The sequence below is a fragment of the Xanthomonas cucurbitae genome (assembly GCF_002939885.1).
Classification (GTDB): domain Bacteria; phylum Pseudomonadota; class Gammaproteobacteria; order Xanthomonadales; family Xanthomonadaceae; genus Xanthomonas; species Xanthomonas cucurbitae.
On the sequence record NZ_MDED01000002.1, the window covers coordinates 27672 to 48255 of the forward strand.

The 20584-nt window shown below is 67.1% G+C and carries 21 protein-coding genes and 1 pseudogene; 17 read left to right on the forward strand and 5 right to left on the reverse strand.

The window, feature by feature from the left end:
• Nucleotides 1-182: 182 nt before the first annotated feature.
• The gene (locus XcuCFBP2542_RS01310) at nt 183-557 is read right to left on the reverse strand and encodes a P-II family nitrogen regulator (RefSeq protein WP_274392113.1); all 375 of its coding nucleotides are present in this window, start codon (nt 555-557) and stop codon (nt 183-185) included.
• Between the two features lie 149 nt (nt 558-706).
• Between XcuCFBP2542_RS01310 and ubiK the strand changes: the two genes are divergently transcribed.
• From ubiK to XcuCFBP2542_RS01325, 3 genes and pseudogenes are all read left to right on the forward strand, one after another.
• Nucleotides 707-991, forward strand: a complete 285-nt coding sequence (gene ubiK, locus XcuCFBP2542_RS01315) for a ubiquinone biosynthesis accessory factor UbiK (RefSeq protein WP_104601837.1) — start codon at nt 707-709, stop codon at nt 989-991.
• A 15-nt stretch (nt 992-1006) separates the two neighbouring features.
• A complete protein-coding gene (locus tag XcuCFBP2542_RS01320; protein WP_104601838.1) occupies nt 1007-2527 on the forward strand; it encodes a YifB family Mg chelatase-like AAA ATPase in 1521 nt (506 codons plus the stop codon).
• Nucleotides 2528-2888: 361 nt separating this feature from the next.
• Nucleotides 2889-3398, forward strand: a pseudogene (locus XcuCFBP2542_RS01325) (lipocalin family protein).
• 171 nt (nt 3399-3569) lie between these two features.
• Here the strand turns inward: XcuCFBP2542_RS01325 and XcuCFBP2542_RS01330 are convergent.
• Nucleotides 3570-3746 carry a hypothetical protein gene (locus tag XcuCFBP2542_RS01330; RefSeq protein ID WP_104601839.1) on the reverse strand — a complete coding sequence of 59 codons (177 nt, stop codon included), beginning with the start codon at nt 3744-3746 and terminating at the stop codon, nt 3570-3572.
• Between the two features lie 367 nt (nt 3747-4113).
• Between XcuCFBP2542_RS01330 and XcuCFBP2542_RS01335 the strand changes: the two genes are divergently transcribed.
• The gene (locus XcuCFBP2542_RS01335; RefSeq protein ID WP_104601840.1) at nt 4114-5721 is read left to right on the forward strand and encodes an EAL domain-containing protein; all 1608 of its coding nucleotides are present in this window, start codon (nt 4114-4116) and stop codon (nt 5719-5721) included.
• A gap of 135 nt (nt 5722-5856) precedes the next feature.
• On the opposite strand, the gene XcuCFBP2542_RS01340 is transcribed toward XcuCFBP2542_RS01335, so the two are convergent.
• Together XcuCFBP2542_RS01340 and XcuCFBP2542_RS01345 are read right to left on the reverse strand one after the other, a co-directional pair.
• Entirely contained in the window at nt 5857-6978 is a 1122-nt protein-coding gene (locus XcuCFBP2542_RS01340) for a fatty acid desaturase family protein (RefSeq protein ID WP_104601841.1), read from the reverse strand.
• A gap of 8 nt (nt 6979-6986) precedes the next feature.
• Nucleotides 6987-8063, reverse strand: a complete 1077-nt coding sequence (locus XcuCFBP2542_RS01345; protein WP_104601842.1) for a ferredoxin reductase — start codon at nt 8061-8063, stop codon at nt 6987-6989.
• 92 nt (nt 8064-8155) lie between these two features.
• On the opposite strand from XcuCFBP2542_RS01345, the gene fabR reads away from it, so the two are divergent.
• The 6 genes from fabR (at nt 8156) to XcuCFBP2542_RS01375 (ending at nt 12888) form a co-directional block, all read left to right on the forward strand.
• Nucleotides 8156-8803, forward strand: a complete 648-nt coding sequence (gene fabR, locus XcuCFBP2542_RS01350; RefSeq protein ID WP_104601999.1) for an HTH-type transcriptional repressor FabR — start codon at nt 8156-8158, stop codon at nt 8801-8803.
• A 294-nt stretch (nt 8804-9097) separates the two neighbouring features.
• Nucleotides 9098-9898, forward strand: a complete 801-nt coding sequence (locus XcuCFBP2542_RS01355; RefSeq protein ID WP_104601843.1) for a hypothetical protein — start codon at nt 9098-9100, stop codon at nt 9896-9898.
• 606 nt (nt 9899-10504) lie between these two features.
• Nucleotides 10505-10786 (forward strand): hypothetical protein, encoded by a 282-nt coding sequence (locus XcuCFBP2542_RS01360; protein ID WP_104601844.1) that lies wholly within the window; start codon nt 10505-10507, stop codon nt 10784-10786.
• Nucleotides 10787-10841: 55 nt separating this feature from the next.
• Nucleotides 10842-11108, forward strand: coding sequence for a hypothetical protein (locus XcuCFBP2542_RS01365; protein WP_167526967.1), 267 nt, complete (start codon nt 10842-10844; stop codon nt 11106-11108).
• Nucleotides 11109-11185: 77 nt separating this feature from the next.
• A complete protein-coding gene (locus XcuCFBP2542_RS01370) occupies nt 11186-11779 on the forward strand; it encodes a DUF4142 domain-containing protein (RefSeq protein ID WP_104601846.1) in 594 nt (197 codons plus the stop codon).
• Nucleotides 11780-12000: 221 nt separating this feature from the next.
• A complete protein-coding gene (locus XcuCFBP2542_RS01375) occupies nt 12001-12888 on the forward strand; it encodes a TIGR01777 family oxidoreductase (protein WP_104601847.1) in 888 nt (295 codons plus the stop codon).
• A gap of 159 nt (nt 12889-13047) precedes the next feature.
• Here XcuCFBP2542_RS01375 and XcuCFBP2542_RS01380 read toward each other — a convergent pair whose 3' ends face one another.
• Nucleotides 13048-13827 (reverse strand): histidine biosynthesis protein HisIE, encoded by a 780-nt coding sequence (locus XcuCFBP2542_RS01380; RefSeq protein ID WP_104601848.1) that lies wholly within the window; start codon nt 13825-13827, stop codon nt 13048-13050.
• A 248-nt stretch (nt 13828-14075) separates the two neighbouring features.
• Here XcuCFBP2542_RS01380 and XcuCFBP2542_RS01385 point away from each other — a divergent pair, with 248 nt between their 5' ends.
• The 7 genes from XcuCFBP2542_RS01385 (at nt 14076) to XcuCFBP2542_RS01415 (ending at nt 20444) form a co-directional block, all read left to right on the forward strand.
• A complete protein-coding gene (locus XcuCFBP2542_RS01385) occupies nt 14076-15512 on the forward strand; it encodes a Do family serine endopeptidase (RefSeq protein ID WP_104601849.1) in 1437 nt (478 codons plus the stop codon).
• A gap of 116 nt (nt 15513-15628) precedes the next feature.
• On the forward strand, nt 15629-15991 hold the full coding sequence (locus XcuCFBP2542_RS01390; protein WP_104601850.1) for a hypothetical protein: 363 nt from the start codon (nt 15629-15631) through the stop codon (nt 15989-15991).
• A 3-nt stretch (nt 15992-15994) separates the two neighbouring features.
• Nucleotides 15995-16483 (forward strand): hypothetical protein, encoded by a 489-nt coding sequence (locus tag XcuCFBP2542_RS01395; protein ID WP_104601851.1) that lies wholly within the window; start codon nt 15995-15997, stop codon nt 16481-16483.
• Nucleotides 16480-16863 (forward strand): hypothetical protein, encoded by a 384-nt coding sequence (locus XcuCFBP2542_RS01400; RefSeq protein ID WP_104601852.1) that lies wholly within the window; start codon nt 16480-16482, stop codon nt 16861-16863. The genes XcuCFBP2542_RS01395 and XcuCFBP2542_RS01400 overlap by 4 nt, the downstream gene beginning before the upstream one ends.
• 203 nt (nt 16864-17066) lie before the next feature.
• A complete protein-coding gene (locus XcuCFBP2542_RS01405; RefSeq protein ID WP_104601853.1) occupies nt 17067-18173 on the forward strand; it encodes an AI-2E family transporter in 1107 nt (368 codons plus the stop codon).
• 122 nt (nt 18174-18295) lie between these two features.
• Nucleotides 18296-19021, forward strand: a complete 726-nt coding sequence (locus tag XcuCFBP2542_RS01410) for an HAD family hydrolase (protein ID WP_104601854.1) — start codon at nt 18296-18298, stop codon at nt 19019-19021.
• A gap of 52 nt (nt 19022-19073) precedes the next feature.
• Nucleotides 19074-20444: a leucyl aminopeptidase family protein gene (locus tag XcuCFBP2542_RS01415; RefSeq protein WP_104602000.1), complete on the forward strand. Its 1371-nt coding sequence runs from the start codon at nt 19074-19076 to the stop codon at nt 20442-20444.
• The last annotated feature ends 140 nt before the right edge of the window (nt 20445-20584 follow it).

A 20584-nucleotide genomic window follows, 5' to 3' on the forward strand; every position in this document is an offset into this window, starting at 1 on the left:
GCGCCCGCAGCGCGCCCAGGCCGGCCACTACCGGCACGGCCAGCATCGCGCAGAGGTGGTTTCAAGACGCCAATGGAGCAGCCGGGGGCTTGCAACATGAGCGTGCAAGGTGATTCCAGGCACCCTCGCAGGCGCCGACCTGGCGACACTTCCGTCAGGTGGGCACGCCGGCAGCGTGCGCGTTACAGCGCGTCGCCGTCCAGCTCGCCGGTGCGGATGCGCACCACGCTGCCCAGATCGTAGACGAACACCTTGCCATCGCCGATCTTGCCAGTGCCCGCCGCAGCGACGATGGCTTCGACCACGCGCTCGGCCTGGTCGTCGGTCACCGCCACTTCGATCTTCACCTTGGGCAGGAAATCGACCACGTACTCGGCACCGCGATACAGCTCGGTGTGGCCCTTCTGGCGGCCGAAACCTTTCACTTCGGTCACCGTGATGCCTGCCACCCCGCAGCCGGCGAGCGCTTCGCGCACATCGTCGAGCTTGAACGGTTTGACGATGGCCATAATCATCTTCATCGGTGCAGGTCCCAGGGCGTGGCGGGCGCGCAGCATACCGTGGACGGCTGCAACACTCATCCACGCCGGCCCCTCCGTTTGGACGACAGCCGAATGGGACTATCCTTACCGCCTGCCGACTGCCTTGCCGATGTCCCGCGTGTTCCGGCCTGCATTAGGCTTCTGACGAACCTGCGGAGACCACCATGATCGATTTCAATCAGCTCGACGACCTCGCCCGCCGCCTCAGCGACCTGGTGCCGCCGGGCCTGCGCCAATCGCGCGAAGAACTGCAGAGCACCTTCAAGGGTGCCTTGCAGGCCGGCTTGGGCAAGCTGGACCTGGTCACCCGCGAGGAGTTCGACGTGCAGCGCGCCGTGCTGCTGCGCACGCGCGAAAAACTCGACGCACTGGAGCAGGCCGTCGCCGCCCTGGAAGCACGCGCAACCGGCACGCCGCCCAGTGCGGCGCCCGCCTCCAATACCCCCTGACCCGAGCCTGCCACCATGAGCCTGGCGCTGGTGCACAGCCGTGCCCGCGTGGGAGTGCACGCGCCTGAGGTTCGGGTGGAGGTGCATCTCTCCGGGGGACTTCCCTCCACCCAGATCGTGGGCCTGCCCGAAGCCGCCGTACGCGAATCGCGCGAACGCGTGCGCGCTGCGCTGCTGTGTGCGCAGTTCGAATTCCCGGCCCGGCGCATCACCATCAATCTGGCACCGGCGGATCTGCCCAAGGAGGGGGGCCGCTTCGACCTGCCGATCGCGCTCGGCATCCTGGCCGCTAGCGGGCAGATCGACCGGCAGGCGCTGGCCGAGTACGAGTTTCTGGGCGAGCTGGCGCTGACCGGCGAGCTACGCGGCGTGGACGGCGTGTTGCCAGCCGCCCTGGCCGCCGCACAGGCGGGACGACGGCTGATCGTGCCACTGACCAATGGCGCCGAGGCGGCCATCGCCGGGCATGTCCAGGCCTTTACCGCACGCACCCTGCTGGAGGTCTGCGCAGCTCTCAACGGCACCCAGCCGGCGCCTGCCGCGGAACTGGCGGTTGCCGCAGTCGGCGCGCGCGCGCTGCCGGACATGGCCGATGTGCGCGGGCAGCCGCATGCGCGCCGCGCCCTGGAGATCGCCGCCGCCGGTGGGCACCATCTGCTGCTGGTCGGCAGCCCCGGATGCGGCAAGACCTTGCTGGCCTCGCGCCTGCCCGGCTTGCTGCCGGACGCCAGCGAAGCCGAAGCACTGGAAACCGCCGCCATCAGCTCGGTCAGCGGCCGCGGGCTGGATCTGGCCCGCTGGCGCCAGCGGCCCTACCGCGCCCCGCACCACACCGCCAGTGCGGCTGCGCTGGTCGGTGGTGGCACGCATCCGCGCCCCGGCGAAATTTCGCTGGCGCACAACGGCGTGCTGTTCCTGGACGAATTGCCCGAATGGCAACGGCAAACCCTGGAAGTGCTACGCGAGCCTTTGGAATCGGGACTGGTCACGATTGCGCGTGCGGCGCGCAGCGTGGACTTTCCGGCACGCTTCCAGTTGGTCGCCGCCATGAACCCCTGCCCCTGTGGCTGGGCCGGTGATGGCAGCGGGCGTTGCCGCTGCAGCAGCGATAGCATCCGCCGCTACCGCAGCCGCATCTCCGGGCCGCTGCTGGACCGTATCGACCTGCATGTGGAAGTGCCGCGCCTGCCGCCCCAGGCGTTGCGTAGCGGCCACCCTGGCGAGGACAGCGCCAGCGTGCGCGCCCGCGTGGTCGCCGCACGGCAGCGGCAGCTTGCGCGCGGCGCCCTGCCCAACGCACAGCTCGATCAGCCCGACACCGACCGCCACTGCCGGCTGCACGGCGACGACCAGTTGCTGCTGGAACGCGCGATCGAGCAGCTGCAGCTGTCCGCACGCTCGATGCACCGCATCCTGCGGGTGGCGCGCACCATCGCCGACCTGGACGACAGTGCGGCAATTGCCACCGGTCATCTCACCGAAGCCATTGGCTACCGCAAGCTGGATCGCGCGCCGGGTACTGCCAGCGCGGCATAGGCGCAACCGCGACCGGGCTGCCTGACAGCAGCGCAACCGGCCCCCGGCAAGCGCTGTGCCGTATTGGCCGCTTGCCGCACCTGCAACTGGCACAGCGGCCGCCCCAGCCATTGCCGCCCCATCGCAGAAGGACAGCCTCCACGACGCTACCTGCCGCCATCCGCAGACTTGCACGATTGCCGGAATAGGCGATCGCCTGATTGCAGGACGCGATCGGCGGAGACCGGGTGGGCGAGCGATCGCGAACGCCATGGCGAGGGCCGCGGCTCCATGCGCCGTCGGTCGCCACAGGCCGTATCCCGACATGCACTTCATGGCCGTGCACGTACAACATCAATCATCCACCTGTCCGGAAGCCGTCATGCGCCAGCACCCCGAATTGTCCACTGTCACGTCGCTGGATCTGGATCGCTATCTGGGCACCTGGTACGAAATCGCCCGGCTGCCGATCCGTTTCGAGGATGCGGACTGCACCGACGTGTCGGCGCTTTACACGCTGCAAGACGATGGCTCCGTACGTGTGCAGAACCGCTGCCTGTCCGTGGACGGCAAGCTGGAAGAAGCCATCGGCTAGGCGCGGCCCATCGACGACTCCCGCGCCCGACTGGAGGTGACCTTCCTGCCCGAAGGACTGCGCTGGATTCCCTTCACCAAGGGCGACTACTGGGTGATGCGCATCGATGCCGACTACACCGCCGCCCTCGTCGGCAGCCCGGACCGCAAGTACCTGTGGCTGCTCGCACGTCTGCCGCAACTGGACGAGAACATCGCCCAGACCTATCTGTCGCACGCCCGCGAGCAAGGCTTCGACCTGGGCGCGCTGATCCATACCCCGCATACGGGGCGATTGACCGAACAGCCCCTGTCCTGAGTCCCGACAGCCGCGCCAGGCAACCGCCGTTGGCGCGATCGGGCGGGCGCCATGCGTCGGGTCCGATCGATCCGGCAACGCCAGGACCTGGAACGGCGGGGCGTCCTACCGACTGCATCACCGACCGCCCCGCCATCACGCCGGCTCGCCCTTGACCGACAGGCGCATGTTTCACCGGTTGAGCGTATCCAGATCCCTGGCCGCTGCCTGCGCGCCCTCCAGGCTGTCGAACGCAACGCCGGTCTCGCCGACCACGTACTTGATGAGTTCGCCATCGCGGGTGGTTTCGTGCATCTTGAAAATCGGCACCGCGTCGGTGCCGCCGACGCGCTCTTTCTGTGTTGTCATGAGTCGTTCTCCACTGCGGGGAGCGGGCCGAGCCGGTGAGCCCGGCAAAACCCGCATGGATGCATACGACCCTAGCGCGTGCACGCACGCGTGCGCGTGAACGTTGCCGCGACCGATGGCAATGGGTGCAAGAGGCGGCGATGGCTAAGGAATTCATCATTAATTCGCAGCGACAGCGCGCGCAGCACGCGCGCGTGGCGTACATTCGCCGCGTGCAGGCTCATCCGTTCCCATCCGTGTTCTTCATCGCATCGTGCTCCATGCATCGAGGCCGTTCCGTGACCAAGTCCGATGCAACACCTGCATGTCTGGCGCGTCAGTCGACGCGCCGCCATGCCGGATGCTTGCCACGCCTGCGGGCAGACGGGTGAAGCGTCAGCGCATCATCCGCGTCACCGTGCTGTTGGTCGTGTTGTGCGCCAGTGTGCCGGTCGGCCTGTCCTACTACTTGGCCTGGCGCCTGGCGCTGTCGCGCGAGCAGAGCAGGCTCAGCCAGTTGGCGTCGCTGTCGATCCGGCGCACCGAGGCCGCCTTTGGCCAGGCGCATGCCATGCTGCTGGACATGGCCAAGACGCGCACGCCGGCGTGCTCGCCCGCGCATCTGGCACAGATGCGCGCACTGGTGCTGACCAGCCCTGCCATCGAGGAGCTGGGGCACTTTCGGCAGCAGCGCCTGCGCTGTACCTCGTGGGGCAAGCTGCCCAAGGCACTTCCCCAGGCCCCGGCAGACTTCCTCGTGCGCAGCGGCATCTCGGTCACCACCCGGCTGCGCCCATTGGCCAATCCGCAGCACCCGCTGATCGCCCTGCGGCTGGGCGATTACAACGTGCTGATCGATCCAACCACGTTGGTGGATATCGATGTCCCGCCCGGCCTGCAGCTGGCAGTCGGAACACCCGAGGGGCACATCCTCAGCAGTACCGGCGCTGCGGCCGAGCGGCTGCTGACGGCTACGCATGCGCAGCCCACCGCACACGCCACGCAGGAGCAGGAACAAGAGCAGGTGCTGTACGGACGCGATCGACGGGGCGATTGGGTCGCCGTGGTCACCGAGCCGGTGGCCTATCTGCGTGGGCCGCTGGCAGCGGCTCGTTTGCAGGTGGTGCCGGCAGGCATCGCCGTGGCGGTGCTGCTGGTGACGCTGGTGCTGTGGGTATCGCGGCGGCGATTATCGCCATTGGCGCGGCTGCGGGTCGCGGTGCGGCGCGGCGAATTCGTGGTGCACTACCAGCCGATCATCGCGCTGGAGAGCGGCGCCTGTGTCGGCGCCGAGGCGCTGGTGCGCTGGCAGCAGCCCGATGGCCCGCTGGTGCCGCCGGACGCCTTCGTTCCGCTGGCCGAAGAAAGCGGCCTGATCCTGCCGATCACCGACCTGGTGGTGGCGCAGGTGGTGCGCGAACTCGGCCCCACCCTGGCGGCCGATCCCACCCTGCATGTGGCCATCAACGTCTCGGCCGAAGACATCAAGAGCGGCCGCGTGCAGTCGCTGCTGGCCGAGGCGCTACGTGGCAGCGGCGTTGACAGCGGGCAACTGTGGGTGGAGGCCACCGAACGCAGCCTGATGGATATCGAGGCCGCGCGCGCCACCATCATCCACCTGCGCGGTGCCGGCCACACGGTGTCGATCGACGACTTCGGCACCGGCTACTCGAGCCTGCAATACCTGCAGGGCCTGCCATTGGATGCGTTGAAGATCGACAAATCCTTCGTGGACACCATCGGCACCCACTCGGCCACCAGCGCAGTCACCGCGCACATCATCGACATGGCCAAGACACTGCGGCTACGCACCATCGCCGAAGGCGTCGAGCGCCAGGAACAACTCGACTACCTGCGCGCGCACGGCGTGGATCTGGCACAGGGCTGGCTGTTTTCCCGCGCACTACCGGCACTGGGTTTCATCGCCTACCACGCACGCGCCCGCGCGCGGGGCGCAGCGCAACACGCTAGAACCAGTCCCGCGCAGCCCGGTTGATTGTCCGCTGCGATGTCGAACGCGCATCGGCATCACATGCCTCGCGCGCCTGCCACGATCCGCCCCCCGCGCCTGGCCGCCACCGCTGGCCGCACGCCCACAACGCAGAAGGCCGCCCACCGGCGGCCTTCTGCGTCACGCGCGCTGCAACGCTGCGCTGTCCTGGGCAACCGGCCTGGGCCGGCTGGGGAAGGCATGCCGCACGATCCGCCACATCACCTGCCCGAACTGCCGCGGCAGCGAGCCGGTGTTGTAGTGCTGGCCGTAGCGCGCACAGACCTGCTTCACGTCGACCGCAATCTGCGCATAGCGGTTGGCCGGCAGGTCGGGATAGAAATGATGTTCGATCTGGTGGCTCAGGTTGCCCGACAGCACGTTCATCAGCTTGCCGCCGGTGAGGTTGGACGAGCCACGCAGCTGGCGCAGGTACCAGTGACCACGCGATTCGTTGCGGATCGACTCTTTCGGGAACACTTCCGCATCGGCGGTGAAGTGGCCGCAGAAGATGATGACGAAGGTCCAGATGCTGCGCAGCACGTTGGCGGCCAGGTTGCCCAGCAGCACGGTCAGGAAGAACGGACCGGCCAGCGCTGGGAACACGATGTAGTCCTTGAGCATCTGGCGGCCCATCTTGCGGCCGACCGGCAGGAACGAGGCGCGCAATTCGGCCGCCTTCATCTTGCCGGCGAACCAACGGCCCAGACGCAGGTCCTGGATCGCCACGCCCCATTCGAACAGCAGCGCGAACACCACCGCGATGAACGGCTGCAGCAGGTAGAACGGGCGCCAGCGCTGCTCGGGGAAGATGCGCAGCAGACCGTAGCCGATGTCATCGTCCATACCGCGCACGTTGGTGTAGGTGTGGTGCTTGTAGTTGTGCGTCTTGCGCCAGTTGTCGCCGGTGGCAACGATGTCCCACTCGTAGGTATTGCCGTTGAGCTGCGGGTCGCCCATCCAGTCGTACTGGCCGTGCATGACGTTGTGGCCCAGCTCCATGTTCTCCAGGATCTTGGACAGTGTCAGCAGCAGCACGCCGGCGATCCAGGCCGGAATCAGCACGCTGTGCACGAAGGCGCCCAGGAACAGCAACGCGCGGCCGGACACACCGGTCCAGCGCACCGCGGCCACGATGCGGCGGATGTAGCGCGCGTCGTCGGCGCCCACCTGGCGCTGCACGCGGGCGCGGATGGCATCGAGCTCGTCGCCGAAGGACTGCAGTTCGGCAGCAGACAAGGCGCGGTTATGGACTCGGCTCATGAGGTTCCTTACAGATCCAGGATCAGGTCGGTGCTTGGGGCACTGATGCACAGGCGCACCTGTGCGGTGGGTTCGTTGCTGCGCTCGCCGGTCAGCAGATGGCGCGTGGTGCCGGCCTGGCGCGCGCAGGCGCAGCTGTTGCAGATGCCCATGCGGCAGCCGTGCTTGGGCCGCAAGCCCTGGGCTTCCAGCCCTTCCAGCAGCGACTGGCCGCGCGACAGGCTAACGGTGCGGCCGCTGCGTGACAGCTGGACCTGCACCTGCCCGGCCTCTGCCTGTTCCAGCGTCGGCACGCTGAAGGCCTCGGCCTGAAATGCCGCCACGCGGCCCTCCAGGCGTGCACGTGCGGCCTGTACAAAGCCGCCCGGGCCACAGGCCATGACATGGCGCTGGTCCAGCGCGGCAATCTCATCCAACGGATAGGTGTCGATACGTGCAGCCGGTGTCTCGCCTTCGCGGGTGGTCAGCAGCTGCACATGCAGGCGCGGGTGCGCTGCAGCGAGCGCGTGGAACTCGTCCAGGAAGCAGGCGTCTTCGCGCTCGCGCACCCAATACAGCAGGTCGATGTCAGCCGGCATGCCGGCCTGCGCTGCGGACCGCAGCAGCGCACGCATCGGCGTGATACCGGAGCCGGCGGCCAGCAGTAGCAAGGGGGTCGGCGTAGCCGGCAGCAGCATGTCGCCAAACGCCGGGTCCAGCGACACCACCGTCCCCAGCGCGACCGCGTGTGCCAGGTAGCGGCTCACCTGCCCGCCCTCGATCGGCTTGACCGTGATCGCCAGGCGGCCGTTGTCCAGCACCGTCGGGCTGTAGCTGCGCAGCAGACGACGGCCGTCGATCTCTACGCCCAGGCTGACGTGCTGGCCGGCCTGCAGACCCTGCCAGTGGCCATTGGGCTGAAACACCAAGGTCACCGCATCGCGGCTGGCCGCACTGCGCTCGACCAGGCGGGCCATCGGCCGTTCCAGTGTCCACAGCGGGTTGATCCGGGTTGCCCAGAAGTCGAACAACTGCGGCGACACCAGGCGGCGCGCCAGCCGTGCGGGCAGCGGGGGGGAAGACTTGAGGGGAGGTGCCAGGCTCATGGAAGGAACTATACGCGTGCATGCACAGCCGTGTATACACTTGTATACTGAAGTAAGCGGCTATGATTCAGGCCCAAGCCTGGCTGTTGCCCATGACCTCCATCGCCCTGCCGTCTCACGACGCGTCGCCGTCACGCAAGCCGGCGATCTCACGCGAAGACCTGATTGCCGCCGCGCTGTCGCTGATCGGCCCGCACCGCAGCCTGTCCACGCTGAGCCTGCGCGAGGTCGCGCGCGAAGCCGGTATTGCGCCCAACAGCTTCTATCGCCAGTTCCGCGACATGGACGAGCTCGCCGTGGCGCTGATCGACCTGGCCGGGCGTTCGCTGCGCACCATCATCGGCCAGGCCCGCCAGCGCGCCACCTCCACCGACCGCAGCGTCATCCGCGTCTCGGTCGAGGCCTTCATGGAACAGCTACGCGCCGACGACAAGTTATTGCACGTGCTACTTCGCGAGGGCGCGGTGGGCTCGGATGCGTTCAAGCAGGCGGTGGAGCGCGAGCTCGCCTACTTCGAAGACGAGCTGCGGCTGGACCTGATCCGCCTGGCCGCCGCCGACAACGCCACCCTGCACGAACCGGCGCTGGTGTCCAAGGCGGTCACCCGGCTGGTATTTGCGATGGGCGCAGTGGCGATGGACCTGCCTCCGGAGAAGGACCCCGCGCTGATCGAGCAGATCTCGCAGATGCTGCGCATGATCCTGACCGGCGCACGCACGCTGGGCACGCACGGCCACTGAGCCCGACCGCCCGGCGCCAGCGGGCAATGGCCGTGGCCACGAACAGCGTCCGCGGGCCGACAGCATCCAAACCCGCATGGCGCAATCGGGCCTGGCAAGGGCGCCGCACAAGCGGCGCTTATCGTCCACAGCGGTGCAAGGCAACCTCATCCGCATGCGACCTGCATGGTTCAGTCATGTGGCCGCAGTACTCACCTCTACGCACATGCGTTTTACTCCTGCGACGCCATCGTGGCCCCACATTCGCGAGCCTGCCATCAGTCAGGACGCGTCCTTGAGCAACCCGGAGGCGACATGACCAGTGACGACAAGCAGCAACGCAGAGCAGAAGCGCAGGACCTCAACCGCGACCCAATTTCGGGTGCACCCGGGTCACATCCCGTGGGTGTGGGTGTAGGCGGCATTGCCGGCGGCGCGGCAGCAGGGGCGCTGGCGGGCACAGTGTTCGGGCCGCTGGGCACCTTGATCGGAGCCGCTGTGGGCGTGGTTGCAGGCGCCGCCGCCGGCAAGGGCGTCGCCGAGCGCCTGGACCCCACCGTGGAAACCGAATATTGGCGCCAGGAACATCGCAATCGCTCCTACTACAAGGAAGGCACTGATTACGACCGCGACTATGCCACGGTCTATGGATTCGGCCTGCAGGCGCGCGAGACGCGGCCCACCAGTACCTGGGAAGAAACCGAAGCCACGCTGGCGGGCGAGTGGCCGCGTAACCGTGGCCAGTCGCGCCTGGAATGGGACGACGCCCGCCATGCGGCGCGCGATGCGTGGGATCGTGCCGATCGCACCCACGCCGTGTACCGCGATGGCGATACCCATTATGAGGGCCGCTTCGATAGCGCCAGCTACCGCGATACCGAATATTCCTACGACGATTATCGCCCCGCCTATCGGTACGGCATGCAGGCGCGCCAGCAACATGCCGGTCGCCAGTGGGACGATCATCTGGAGCGCGATCTCGGCGACGGCTGGGACCGCTTCAAGGCCGGTTCGCGGCTGAGCTGGGAAAAAGCCAAGCACGCGGTACGCGACGCATTCGATTCGGATCGTCACGACGACGCGGCACGGCGCTATTCCACCGACCCGCGCGTCTGATCCATTACACCAGTCCAGCTTCAATCGCTGCAGCGAGGACGGGTCTCAAGCGACCCGTTCTCGCACGCGGATCGACGTTGCTCATTGCACCATCAGGCACAGGCCAAGGACGAGCAAAGCGACGACGACAAGGCTAAGGATCACGCGCCCGCCTCGCAATTCCAGCAAGGCATGCCACCACGGGTTCGCTGGCGGTGTAACGCTCGCGGTGTGCCGTTGGCCACGACCGTCCTGACTCTCCTGCATCCTGGATGCTCGCTCATTGCGTCCTCAGCGCACCGTAGCAACCGGACGTTACAAGTGCGTGGAACGCAGCAATCAGCGGGCGTGAACTGACAGTGCCGTGGTCGGATTGGCAAGCTGGCGACCGCTCACACGCAAGCTGCGCGTCTGCATGCATGCGCGTCGATTCACACCCGCAACGCCGCAGCTAATCGCACGCTGCCCATCGCATGCATGCGAAGCGTGTACATCCTGGACGCAAGTCTGACCAGTTAAGCGCATCGGCCTGCGCGATGGCGACATGGTCCGGTTCGATGATCGTCCGTTGACATAGCCGCAGCTACCCTGAGGGTCAAGTTTGTTTACGTTGGACTATTTCAGATCATGAGCAGAGACCCATCCGTCATCGATGTGCAGGCCGAGATCGCGCATTGGCAGGCGCGGCACGCCCAGGGCAATCTGGGTGCAGGCAAGTTCAGCGAACTGTCCCCGGTGGTGAAGATGGCCTGCGACATCTATCTGCAGGCGCCACGCTCCAGCGATCAGGAACGGCTACGGCTGTTCCGCGATCGCCTGGAGCATCACTTCATTTCGTCCAGCACCCAGTCCAACTACGAACAGTTGGCAACCGATTGCTGGCAACGCCTGGGCGCAAGCAACAACTGAGCATGCAATCGCTGCAACCGTGTAGAGCAGCACCCGTTATCCCTTGGAGATCGTCATGAAAACCCCGTATCAAGTGCAGCAGGAGCTGGAACGACTGGAGCGGCTGGTGCCGCACATCATCAGCGACCAGGGCGACCGCGCGGAGGAAATCCTTGGCTTCCATGTTGCCTGCCTGCTGGGCAGCGCACCTGCCAGCGAACACGGTCTGGTTCGCGAACGCACTGCGCGGATGGCGCGCCAGTGCCGCACCGCGCAGGATGCGCTGCGGGCACCGGTCCGCTCCTTGGGGATTGGCGCGGTCGCGCAGCCGCAGTGGGCCTGATCGACATCTCCCCGATGCCGCGCGGCGGCTGTTTCACATTTCAACGCCGGCACCTGCCGGCATATGTCAGGACATCCATGAAATCCCTTCTTGTCGCTGCTTCACTGTTGACCGTACTGTCCCTGACTGCCTGTGATCGCCCTGGCGGCGACGCGTCGCGCACTGCCCCTGCGGTGTCACCCAAGCCGACCGCTGCGCCGGTTGCCGGTAGCGGCACGACGGAATTGGCCAAGGGCGATGGTGGCGCGTTGGGCGTGTTGGCAGCCATCGACGAGAACGAAATCGCGCTGGCCAAGCAGGCCATCGCACAGGACCTGGGTGGTGCGGCCGGCCCATTCGCCGAACAGATGCTGCATGACCACCAGGCCAATCTGGAAAAGACCAAGGCGCTGGGCGCAGCCGACAGTCCGCGTGCGCAGGCCATCCGTGCCAAGGGCAAGGCAGCGACCGATGCGCTGACCCAAACGCTGACCCTGCCCGATGGCAAGGATGCGTACCGCAACGCCTTCATGCGCACCATGGTCAGCGACCACGGTGACGCCATCAAGATCCTCGACGCCGAGCTGCTGCCCGCCGCCGAAAGCGCGCCGGTCAAGCAGCATCTGGAACAAACCCGCCGGGTGGTCTCGGCGCACTTCGAGCGCGCTCACGCGGTGTCCTCGTCGAGGTAATCCGGCCGCACGTTCCGCCGAGCAACGAACGCGCCGGCTCGCCCGGCGCGTTCGCGTGAGCCAGCAAGCGATGCACTGACGGTTACTGCCAACAAGGATGCGCCGCTGACCCCACGGCACCAGGCGCAAACCGTCAGCGCGATCATGTCATCGCGTAGCTTCACCCGACTTGGGTGCACGCTGGCCTATCGTGCCGCATCGACTCGCTCCAGGACTTGCGCATGCGTCTGCTCATTACCGGTGGCACCGGCTTCATCGGCCAGGCCTTGTGTCCGGCGTTGTCCGCTGCCGGCTACCAGGTCTGCGTGCTGACCCGGGATGTGCAACGGGCCACGCGTCACTTCCCCGACATCGTCGCCGTGGACACGCTGGAGGGCGTGCAGGCCGATGCGGTCATCAACCTGGCCGGCGAGCCATTGGCGGAAGGCCGCTGGAGCGCCTCGCGCAAGCGACGCTTCCGTGACTCGCGGCTGGGCACCACGCGCCAGCTGCACGACTGGATCGAACACCAGCCTGCTGCGCAGCGCCCGACAGTGCTGATCTCCGGCTCGGCCGTGGGGTACTACGGTGAGCGTGGCGACACTATCCTGACCGAAGCCGATGATGCCGGCGACGACTTCGCCGCAGTGCTGTGCCGCGACTGGGAGCACGCCGCAGCCGGGATCGCGGCACTGGGTCCGCGCGTGAGCTGGGTGCGCACCGGCATCGTGCTGGACCGCGACGGCGGTGCGCTGGCGCGCATGCTGCCGGCGTTCCGGCTTGGCGGCGGTGGGCCGTTCGGCAATGGCCGGCACTGGATGAGCTGGATCCATCGTGGCGACATGGTCGCGTTGCTGTCATGGCTGCTACAGCACGGCCAGGCAGGCGCCTACAACGCCACCGCACCGACACCGGTCACCAACGCCGAGTTCGCACAGACGCTGGCCCGGGTGCTGCGGCGCCCGGCCATGCTGACGCTGCCAGCCGGCTTGCTGCGCCTGGGCCTGGGCGAAATGGCCGATCTGCTGCTCATCAGTCAGCGTGTAGTACCGCAGCGTGCGCTGGAGGCGGGCTTCGACTTTCAACATGTCCAGCTGGAGGCCGCACTGCGCGCGATTCTGCTGCGCTGAAGCAGCACGTCGTCCGCTCACGCCTTGACGCGGCGGGGATCCAGACGCTGGAAACAGACGCGGCCACGCGGCCATTGCATCGCGGGAGGTGCGCGCGGCCGCGACCGCCGCGCACTACGTCACCCTGGCCTGCAATGACCACAACAACCGCGCTGCCTGTCAGCGGGAGACGCGCTTGGCGACTTTCTTGCCAACCGCCTTGCGTGCCGCCGTGGTCTTGGCCACCGCGCGCGTTGCCGGGGTCTTGGTCACCTTGGCGGCCTTCTTCAATGCGGTCTTGGTCACCGCCTTCTTGACAGCGACCTTCTTGACGGCGGCTCGGCCGGCCGCCGGCGCCTTCTTGGCAACGCTACGGGCCACCGCCTTCTTCACCGCTGCCGAGGTCGCGGCGGTTTTCTTCGCTGCGGTTCGGGCACCCACCTGTGCCACTGCCGTCTTGCGTGCGGCGCGCTTGGCGGCCGTCTTGCTGCTCAGCGCAGCGGCATCGGCCTTGGCGTTGGCCTTGGCGGTTTCCAGCTTGTGCCTGGTGGCAGCCTTGCTGTCGGCGATCTTTTTCCTGGCGGCAGTCCCGGTGTTGCTCAACGCCTGCTTGGTCGCTGTCAACCGCTGCTTGGCCGCCTCCTTGGTCGCAGTGAGTTTTTCCTTGGCCGCGTCTTTGGACGCGCTCAGCGAGCGCTTGGTCCTGGCAACGCCGCGCTTCACGGCACCTGCCGCCTTGCTCGCCTTGTCCACAGCACTGTGCTCTGCCGCAGCAACGGCCTGACGCGCCTTGCGCACGCGCGTCTTGACCTCGTCCACCGCCGCGCCGGCGGCCTGCTGCACATTGCTGGCCGCCGCACTGGTGGCGGCGGAGAGGGTTTCGCTCAGTTCGTTGGCTGTGTTCTTGACGCCATCGACGGCGTCGGACAGCGTTGTGGTGACACCATTGCCGTTGCTCATAGACCCTCCTTCAGGGCGTCAGTGCTGAAACCGCGAGCGATGCGCGACGGCATGCGTGAATGCTGAACAGGCATCGGATCAAGCGGACGCTACGCCCGGCATCTACCGCTGTCAACGCGGCGGCACCATCGGCGGCCAGTTGCTTTCACCGGCAGTTACATTGCCGGCCGGCACTCTCGTTCAGCTTGATTTATGCCGTCAGACGCCCTAATTGTCTTTCGCCCATCGCGTAACCCGGAATCCGTTCCATGCGACCGCTTCCCACCCTGCTGACGCTTTCGCTGGCCGCCGCGTTCGGTGGCTTCGCCGCCACCGGCATCAACGCCTGGCTCGACAACCGCGCCGAGGCCACGCCCCCCGGCAATGCCGCTGTTACCCTGCCGGCGACGGCGGCGTTGCCCGCCGCCGCCGCCGGGCAGCCGGTGCCTTCACTGGCGCCGATGCTGCAGCAGGCGATGCCGGCGGTGGTGAGCGTGAACACCAAGCAGGTGGTGCGGGTGCGCAATCCCTTCTTCAACGACCCCATCCTGCGCCGGCTGTTTCCCGAGATTCCGCAGGAGCGCATCAACGAGTCACTCGGCTCGGGCGTCATCATCGATGCGCAGAAGGGCTACGTGCTCACCAATCACCATGTCATCGAGAATGCCGACGACGTGCAGGTCACGCTCGGCGACGGACGCACGGTGAAGGCCGACTTCATCGGCTCCGATGCCGACACCGATATCGCGCTGATCCGCATCAAGGCCGACAAGCTCACCGACATCAAGCTGGCCGATAGCGACCAGCTGCGCGTCGGCGATTTCGTGGTGGCCATCGGCAACCCGTTCGGCTTCAACCAGACCGTCACCTCCGGCATCGTCTCGGCGGTGGGCCGCAGCGGTATCCGCGGGCTGGGCTACCAGAACTTCATCCAGACCGATGCGTCGATCAACCCCGGCAATTCCGGTGGTGCGCTGGTGAACCTGCAAGGCCAACTGGTGGGCATCAATACCGCCAGCTTCAATCCGCAAGGCAGCATGGCCGGCAACATCGGCCTGGGCCTGGCGATTCCGTCCAACCTGGCACGCAACGTGGTCGAGCAGCTGGTGACCAAGGGTGTGGTGGTGCGCGGCACGCTGGGCCTGGAAACCCAGAACCTCACCCAGCAGATGTCGCAAGGCCTTGGCCTGGAATCGCAACGCGGCGCGCTGGTGACGCGTGTATTGCCGGGTTCGGCCGCAGCCGCGGCCGGGGTGCAGCCAGGCGACGTCGTGGTGGCCGCCAACGACCAGCGTGTGGACAGCGCCGAAGCCCTGCACAACTATGAAGGTCTGCAGGCGGTCGGGAGCGCGGTGACCCTGGATATCCGCCGCGACGGCAAGCCGCTCAAGCTCAAGGCGACCCTCAAGGAACAGGACCGCACGGTCGCCGGCGACATGCTGGACCCACGCCTGGGCGGCGCGACGTTCGCAGACCTGCCCGAGTCGCTGCGCCAATCCGGTATCAGTGGGGTCATGGTCAGCGAGGTCAAGCGCGGCGGGCGGGCGGCGGCCAACGGCCTGGTCTCTGGCGATGTGATCGTGGCCAGCAGCGTCGGCGAGGTGACCGACCTGGCCAGCTGGCGTGCCAACTTCCAGCGCAAACCGCAGCAACTGGTGGTGCGCATCCTGCGTGGCAACGCGCAATACGACGCATTGATGCGTTGAGGTGATGTGCAGTGCGACGGCATTCCACTAACACCTCCTACACCATCTCGATGCTATTGCTATTGCACGACCGCACGTGAGTGGCGGCTGCCATCAACGACCGAAGGAGATATCGCATGAGCCCCACCAATACCGAACAGCTGAAGGACAACCTGAGCGAAGCCGGCACCCACCTGAAGTCGGCTGCCAGCGCCGCCGGTGAAGCCGTCAAGGGCGCCACCAGCGCTGCTGGCGACGAACTCAAGCTGGGCCGCGCCAACGTCAAGGCCGAGCTGTCCGACACCGCGCTGGCCGGCATGGCCGCCGCCGAGTTCGGCGGTGCCGCCGCCAAGGAACAGATGGACGTGCTGGTCGCCAAGGGCAATGACCTGCTCGATAGCGCCACCGACCTGATTCGCGAGCGCCCGCTGGCAGCGTTCGGCGTGGCATTCGCCGCTGGCTGGGTCATTGCCAAGCTGGCACGCAGCAACGACAACTGATCCGTGAGCGATCAGGCTTCCACGGCGCCCGGCCCGGACGCTCCCGACGGACGCGGCGCAACGCCGGGGTTGGATGAAAGCGTACGCGCTGTCGGCACGGCCGGCCGCGAGACGTTGGGCGCTGCAAAGGACACCGGTCGCGCGCTACGCCGGCTGGTGTCGGCCGATCTGCAACTGGCCCGCAGCGCCTTCGGGCACGGCCTGGCCTGGGCGTGCGTGGCGGTGGTGTTCGGCGCCTCGTCCTGGCTGTTGCTGGCGGGTGCGATCATCGCCTTGTTGCAGCGTGCCGGGTTGTCGTGGTTCCAGGCCATGTTCTTTACTGCGCTGGCTAGCTTGGTGGTCACCGGCATCGCGGCGTGGCGGGTGTTCTTCTACTTCGACCACACCGGCCTGAACGCTACGCGGCGTCAGCTGGTGGAACTGGGCATTTTCGATGACGGCAGCGGTGACGAGGACACAACGTCCTCGCCCGCCAGCGGAGGACGCGCATGAAATTCGGCACCTTGCGTCAGCGCGTGGATCGCGCTGAGCTGTTGGTTGAAGGCCGTGCGCAGGAAACACGCGCACACTGGGGTCAGTTGCGGGACAGCTGGCGCGCCGGCTGGTCGCCACTGCGGATTCTGGCAGTGGGGTTCGGAGTGGGGTTTGTCACCGGCCGTAACGAACCGCAGGCCGCACTCGGCAGCATTGCCGGCAAACTGGGCGGCATTCCCAAGATCCTGCAGATGATAAGCACGCTCTCTGCGTTGTTCACCGCCCACCGCGCGCAGGAGGCCTCCGAGCAGGCCGAACGTGCTGCGGACAACGCCGAAGAGGTGGCGGCCGATCCGCCAGTGACGGTCGTGCAGGTGCCGGTGGAACGCGCAGCCTGAGCCAGTCCTGCATTGACGATGTGGCCAACGCGCAGACAGCCAGTTGGCCTACCAGGGCGATCATCGGCATTGCATCTCCGCTACGGTCTCCCCACACGGGCGCGTGGTGAATACTGCACGCACATGTTCTGTGCGCGCTGTTGACACAGTGTGCCGATAATGGCGCACCGCTGGCAGCACGCCAGTCTGCTGCCAGGGCGCGCATGTCTCTTCCCATCGATTCACCCGATCCTGCCGCACCGGCAGATCCGCTCCCGCCGACACCGGCACCTCGCCCGCGCGCTCCCGCCTCGTTGGTGGTGCTGGCGACCCTGGCAGTGGGTTTCACGCTGTGGGCGGCGCAAACCATCATCCTGCCGATCATGCTGGCAGCGTTCTTTGCGCTAATCGGTAACCCCATCCTGCGCGGGCTGCGCAAGCTGTACATTCCGCGCTTCCTGGCTGCGTTGATGGTGTTGTGCCTGGGCCTGGCCGCCACCGTGGCGTTGGCGGTGCAGCTGGCGGGTCCGGCAGCGGAATGGGTGCAGCAGGCGCCGCGACAGATGCGCCAGATTGCGCGCGACGTGCACGACCTCACCAAGCCGGTAATGCAGGCCAACCAGGCGGCGGAGAATTTCGCGCGTGCGGCCGGCGGTGGCGGGCAACGCGGCGTGCAGATCGTGCGCACGCAGATGGATGACCCGTACAAGATGCTGGTGCGCACACCCAAGCTGGCCGCCTCGGTGCTGGCGGTGGTGCTGCTGACTTTTTTCTTCATGGTGTATGGCGAGAGCCTGCAACGGCACGCGATCGCCCTGCTGCCCAATCGGCAGCAGCAACGCTTCACCACCGAAATCATGCTGGATATCGAGCGCGAGGTATCGCGTTATGTGCTCACCATCAGCGTCATCAATACGCTGGTGGGCCTGGTGTTCGCCGGCATTCTCTACGCGTTGCAAATTCCCCTGCCGGAAGCGCTGTTGTGGGGCACGGTGGTGGCGCTGCTCAATTTCGCGCCGTATGTTGGCCCGCTGATCGGCGTGATGCTGATGTTGCTGATGGGCTTTGTGGAATTCCGCACCACGCTGTCTTCGCTGCTGCCCGCCATCCTGTACCTGGCGCTGCATACCATCGAAGGCCAGGTGGTGACCCCCATCGTGCTGGGCCGCCGCATGGCGATCTCGCCACTGATGCTGATCCTGGCGCTGATGCTGTTCGGTTGGTTATGGGGCATGGTCGGCCTGCTGCTGGCGGTACCCCTGCTGGTCTGTATCAAGATGGTGCTGAGCCGGGTGGAGGGCACGCAGCGCTGGGCAAGGTTGCTTGAGTAGCCGGGAATGGGGAATGGGGAATGGGGAATCGCAAGAGCAGTGATGCGGCCCGCAGCTGCACTGCTCTACCCATTCCCGATTCCCGATTCCCCATTCCCACGCTACAGCCGTAAAATCGCGCGATGAGCTTCCAGATCAGCGCCATCACCCTCGACCTCGACGATACGTTGTGGCCTTTCGCACCGATCGGTGCGCGCATCGACCAGGTGTTGTACGACTGGATGCGCGAGCATAGTCCGGTGACCGCCGAGCGCTTTCCGGTGGAGGCCATGCGCACGCTGCGCGAGCGCAGCTTCGCCGACAACCCGCAGCTGCATCATGACCTGAGCGCGCTGCGCCGGTTGACGCTGGAAATGGCCTTGCGCGAAAGCGGCGGCGATCTGGCGCTGCTGGAGCCGGCCTACGAAGTGTTCTATGCCGCACGCAACCAGGTGGAGTGCTACCCGGATGCGCTCGACGCGCTGGCACGCATGGCCCGGCACATGCCGGTGGCCGCGCTCAGCAACGGCAATGCCGACCTGCAGCGCATCGGGCTGATGCATCACTTTGCCTTCCAGCTGGGTTCACGCGAACACGGCAGCGCCAAGCCGGAGGCGAGCATCTTCCTGGCCGCCTGCGCACGCCTGCAGGTACCGCCTGCACAGGTGCTGCACGTAGGCGACCACGAGCGCATGGATGTACTCGGCGCGCTGGATGCCGGGCTGCGCGCGTGCTGGATCAACCGCGACGGCGCGCAGTGGTCGCATCCCACCCAGCGACCGGATCTGGAATTCGACAGCCTCACCGGGCTGGCCGATTGGCTGGATGCCCAGCACCCGCACCCCGGCGGCGCGCGCGATGGTATCTGACCTCCCGCCTGAGCCGCCCCCATCTGGCGCACGGCGCCATTGAAGGATGTCCATGTCGCACCTCACCGGTTTCACCGATCCCACCGCCGCCGCGCTGCCGCTGCACGTACTCGACCGCGAAGGCTTCGCGCAGTGGTGCGCCGCGCAGCCCACGCGCGTGCTGGCGTGGGCGCAGGCACAGCGTTTCGATGCCGCACCGGGTAGCGTGTTGCTGCTGCCGGACGAGCAGGGCCTGGCAGGGGCGGTCATCGGGATCGGCGACCGCGCCGATGCCTACGCCTATGCGCATGCGCCGATGGCGTTGCCGCCGGCCAGCCGCTGGACCGTGGCGACTCCGCTGGATGCTGCCGAGCAAGCGTTGCTGCACCTGGGCTGGGGGCTGGGCGCCTATCGCTTTGCGCGCTACCGCAAGGTACCGCGCGCACCTGCCGAACTGGCGGCCACGCCGTCTGCGGCGACGCGCGCGTTGATCGAGGCCTGCATCCGCGTGCGCGACTGGGTCAACACGCCCACCGAAGACATGGGCCCGGAACAGCTGGAAGCGGCCACCCGTGCCGTGGCGCAGGCCCACGGCGCGCAGGCGGAGGCCATCGTGGGCGATGCGCTGCTGGCGCAGAACTTCCCCACGATCCACGCCGTGGGCCGCGCCTCGCATCGTGCGCCGCGGCTGATCCAGCTGCAGTGGGGCGATGCCGCGCATCCGCACTTGGTGCTGGTCGGCAAGGGCGTGTGCTTCGACACCGGCGGGCTGGATCTCAAGCCCGCCGATGGCATGCGCAACATGAAAAAGGACATGGGCGGCGCCGCGCACGCGCTGGCGTTGGCCGGGCTGGTGATGGCGCAGCAACTGCCGGTTCGGCTCACCCTGCTGATTGCGGCGGTGGAAAACGCCGTGGGCCCGAATGCCTTTCGCCCCGGCGAAGTGCTCACCACCCGTGCCGGCGTCACCGTGGAAGTGGACAACACCGATGCCGAAGGCCGTCTGGTGCTGTGCGATGCACTGAGCTACGCCACCGAGCAGAAGCCCGACCTGATCCTGGATTTCGCCACCCTCACCGGCGCGGCGCGCATCGCGCTGGGCCCGGATCTGCCGGCGTTGTTCGCCAACGACGATGCGCTGGCACAGGCCTGGATCAGCGCCGGCGAGCAAACCCGCGACCCGGTCTGGCGCATGCCGTTGTGGCGGCCTTACCTGCGCTATCTCAACAGCCATGTGGCCGATCTGGCCAACGCCGGCTCGCGCATGGCCGGCGCGGTGACCGCCGCGCTGTATCTGGAGCGCTTCGTCGCACCGGGCCAGCCATGGGCGCATCTGGACGTCTACGCCTGGAACGACAGCGACCGACCGGGGCGCCCGGCCGGTGGCGAAGCGCTGGCGCTGCGCTCGGCGTTTGCGATGCTGCAGCAACGTTACGCCGGCTGAGCAGCCTGGCGCCGTTGGGCTGCGGCGCGCCTGGACACCCGCCCGCCCTGTGCGCGGCAGCGGTAGCGTCTGTCTGGAACCACCTGGCGTGCCAGGCGCTGCGCCGCGGCGCTGGCCTCACACGCCCACCGCAGCGTGTT

Excerpts from the sequence above, each read along its gene's own strand:
- fabR (WP_104601999.1), top strand. The coding sequence starts at position 8,156 with ATGACCTCCATCGCCCTGCCGTCTCACGACGCGTCGCCGTCACGCAAG.
- XcuCFBP2542_RS01345 (WP_104601842.1), bottom strand. The coding sequence starts at position 8,063 with ATGAGCCTGGCACCTCCCCTCAAGTCTTCCCCCCCGCTGCCCGCACGG.
- XcuCFBP2542_RS01380 (WP_104601848.1), bottom strand. The coding sequence starts at position 13,827 with ATGAGCAACGGCAATGGTGTCACCACAACGCTGTCCGACGCCGTCGAT.
- XcuCFBP2542_RS01375 (WP_104601847.1), top strand. The coding sequence starts at position 12,001 with ATGCGTCTGCTCATTACCGGTGGCACCGGCTTCATCGGCCAGGCCTTG.
- XcuCFBP2542_RS01355 (WP_104601843.1), top strand. The coding sequence starts at position 9,098 with ATGACCAGTGACGACAAGCAGCAACGCAGAGCAGAAGCGCAGGACCTC.
- XcuCFBP2542_RS01400 (WP_104601852.1), top strand. The coding sequence starts at position 16,480 with ATGAAATTCGGCACCTTGCGTCAGCGCGTGGATCGCGCTGAGCTGTTG.
- XcuCFBP2542_RS01385 (WP_104601849.1), top strand. The coding sequence starts at position 14,076 with ATGCGACCGCTTCCCACCCTGCTGACGCTTTCGCTGGCCGCCGCGTTC.
- XcuCFBP2542_RS01330 (WP_104601839.1), bottom strand. The coding sequence starts at position 3,746 with ATGACAACACAGAAAGAGCGCGTCGGCGGCACCGACGCGGTGCCGATT.
- XcuCFBP2542_RS01320 (WP_104601838.1), top strand. The coding sequence starts at position 1,007 with ATGAGCCTGGCGCTGGTGCACAGCCGTGCCCGCGTGGGAGTGCACGCG.
- ubiK (WP_104601837.1), top strand. The coding sequence starts at position 707 with ATGATCGATTTCAATCAGCTCGACGACCTCGCCCGCCGCCTCAGCGAC.
- XcuCFBP2542_RS01410 (WP_104601854.1), top strand. The coding sequence starts at position 18,296 with ATGAGCTTCCAGATCAGCGCCATCACCCTCGACCTCGACGATACGTTG.
- XcuCFBP2542_RS01415 (WP_104602000.1), top strand. The coding sequence starts at position 19,074 with ATGTCGCACCTCACCGGTTTCACCGATCCCACCGCCGCCGCGCTGCCG.
- XcuCFBP2542_RS01365 (WP_167526967.1), top strand. The coding sequence starts at position 10,842 with ATGAAAACCCCGTATCAAGTGCAGCAGGAGCTGGAACGACTGGAGCGG.
- XcuCFBP2542_RS01360 (WP_104601844.1), top strand. The coding sequence starts at position 10,505 with ATGAGCAGAGACCCATCCGTCATCGATGTGCAGGCCGAGATCGCGCAT.
- XcuCFBP2542_RS01340 (WP_104601841.1), bottom strand. The coding sequence starts at position 6,978 with ATGAGCCGAGTCCATAACCGCGCCTTGTCTGCTGCCGAACTGCAGTCC.
- XcuCFBP2542_RS01310 (WP_274392113.1), bottom strand. The coding sequence starts at position 557 with ATGCTGCGCGCCCGCCACGCCCTGGGACCTGCACCGATGAAGATGATT.
- XcuCFBP2542_RS01370 (WP_104601846.1), top strand. The coding sequence starts at position 11,186 with ATGAAATCCCTTCTTGTCGCTGCTTCACTGTTGACCGTACTGTCCCTG.
- XcuCFBP2542_RS01390 (WP_104601850.1), top strand. The coding sequence starts at position 15,629 with ATGAGCCCCACCAATACCGAACAGCTGAAGGACAACCTGAGCGAAGCC.
- XcuCFBP2542_RS01405 (WP_104601853.1), top strand. The coding sequence starts at position 17,067 with ATGTCTCTTCCCATCGATTCACCCGATCCTGCCGCACCGGCAGATCCG.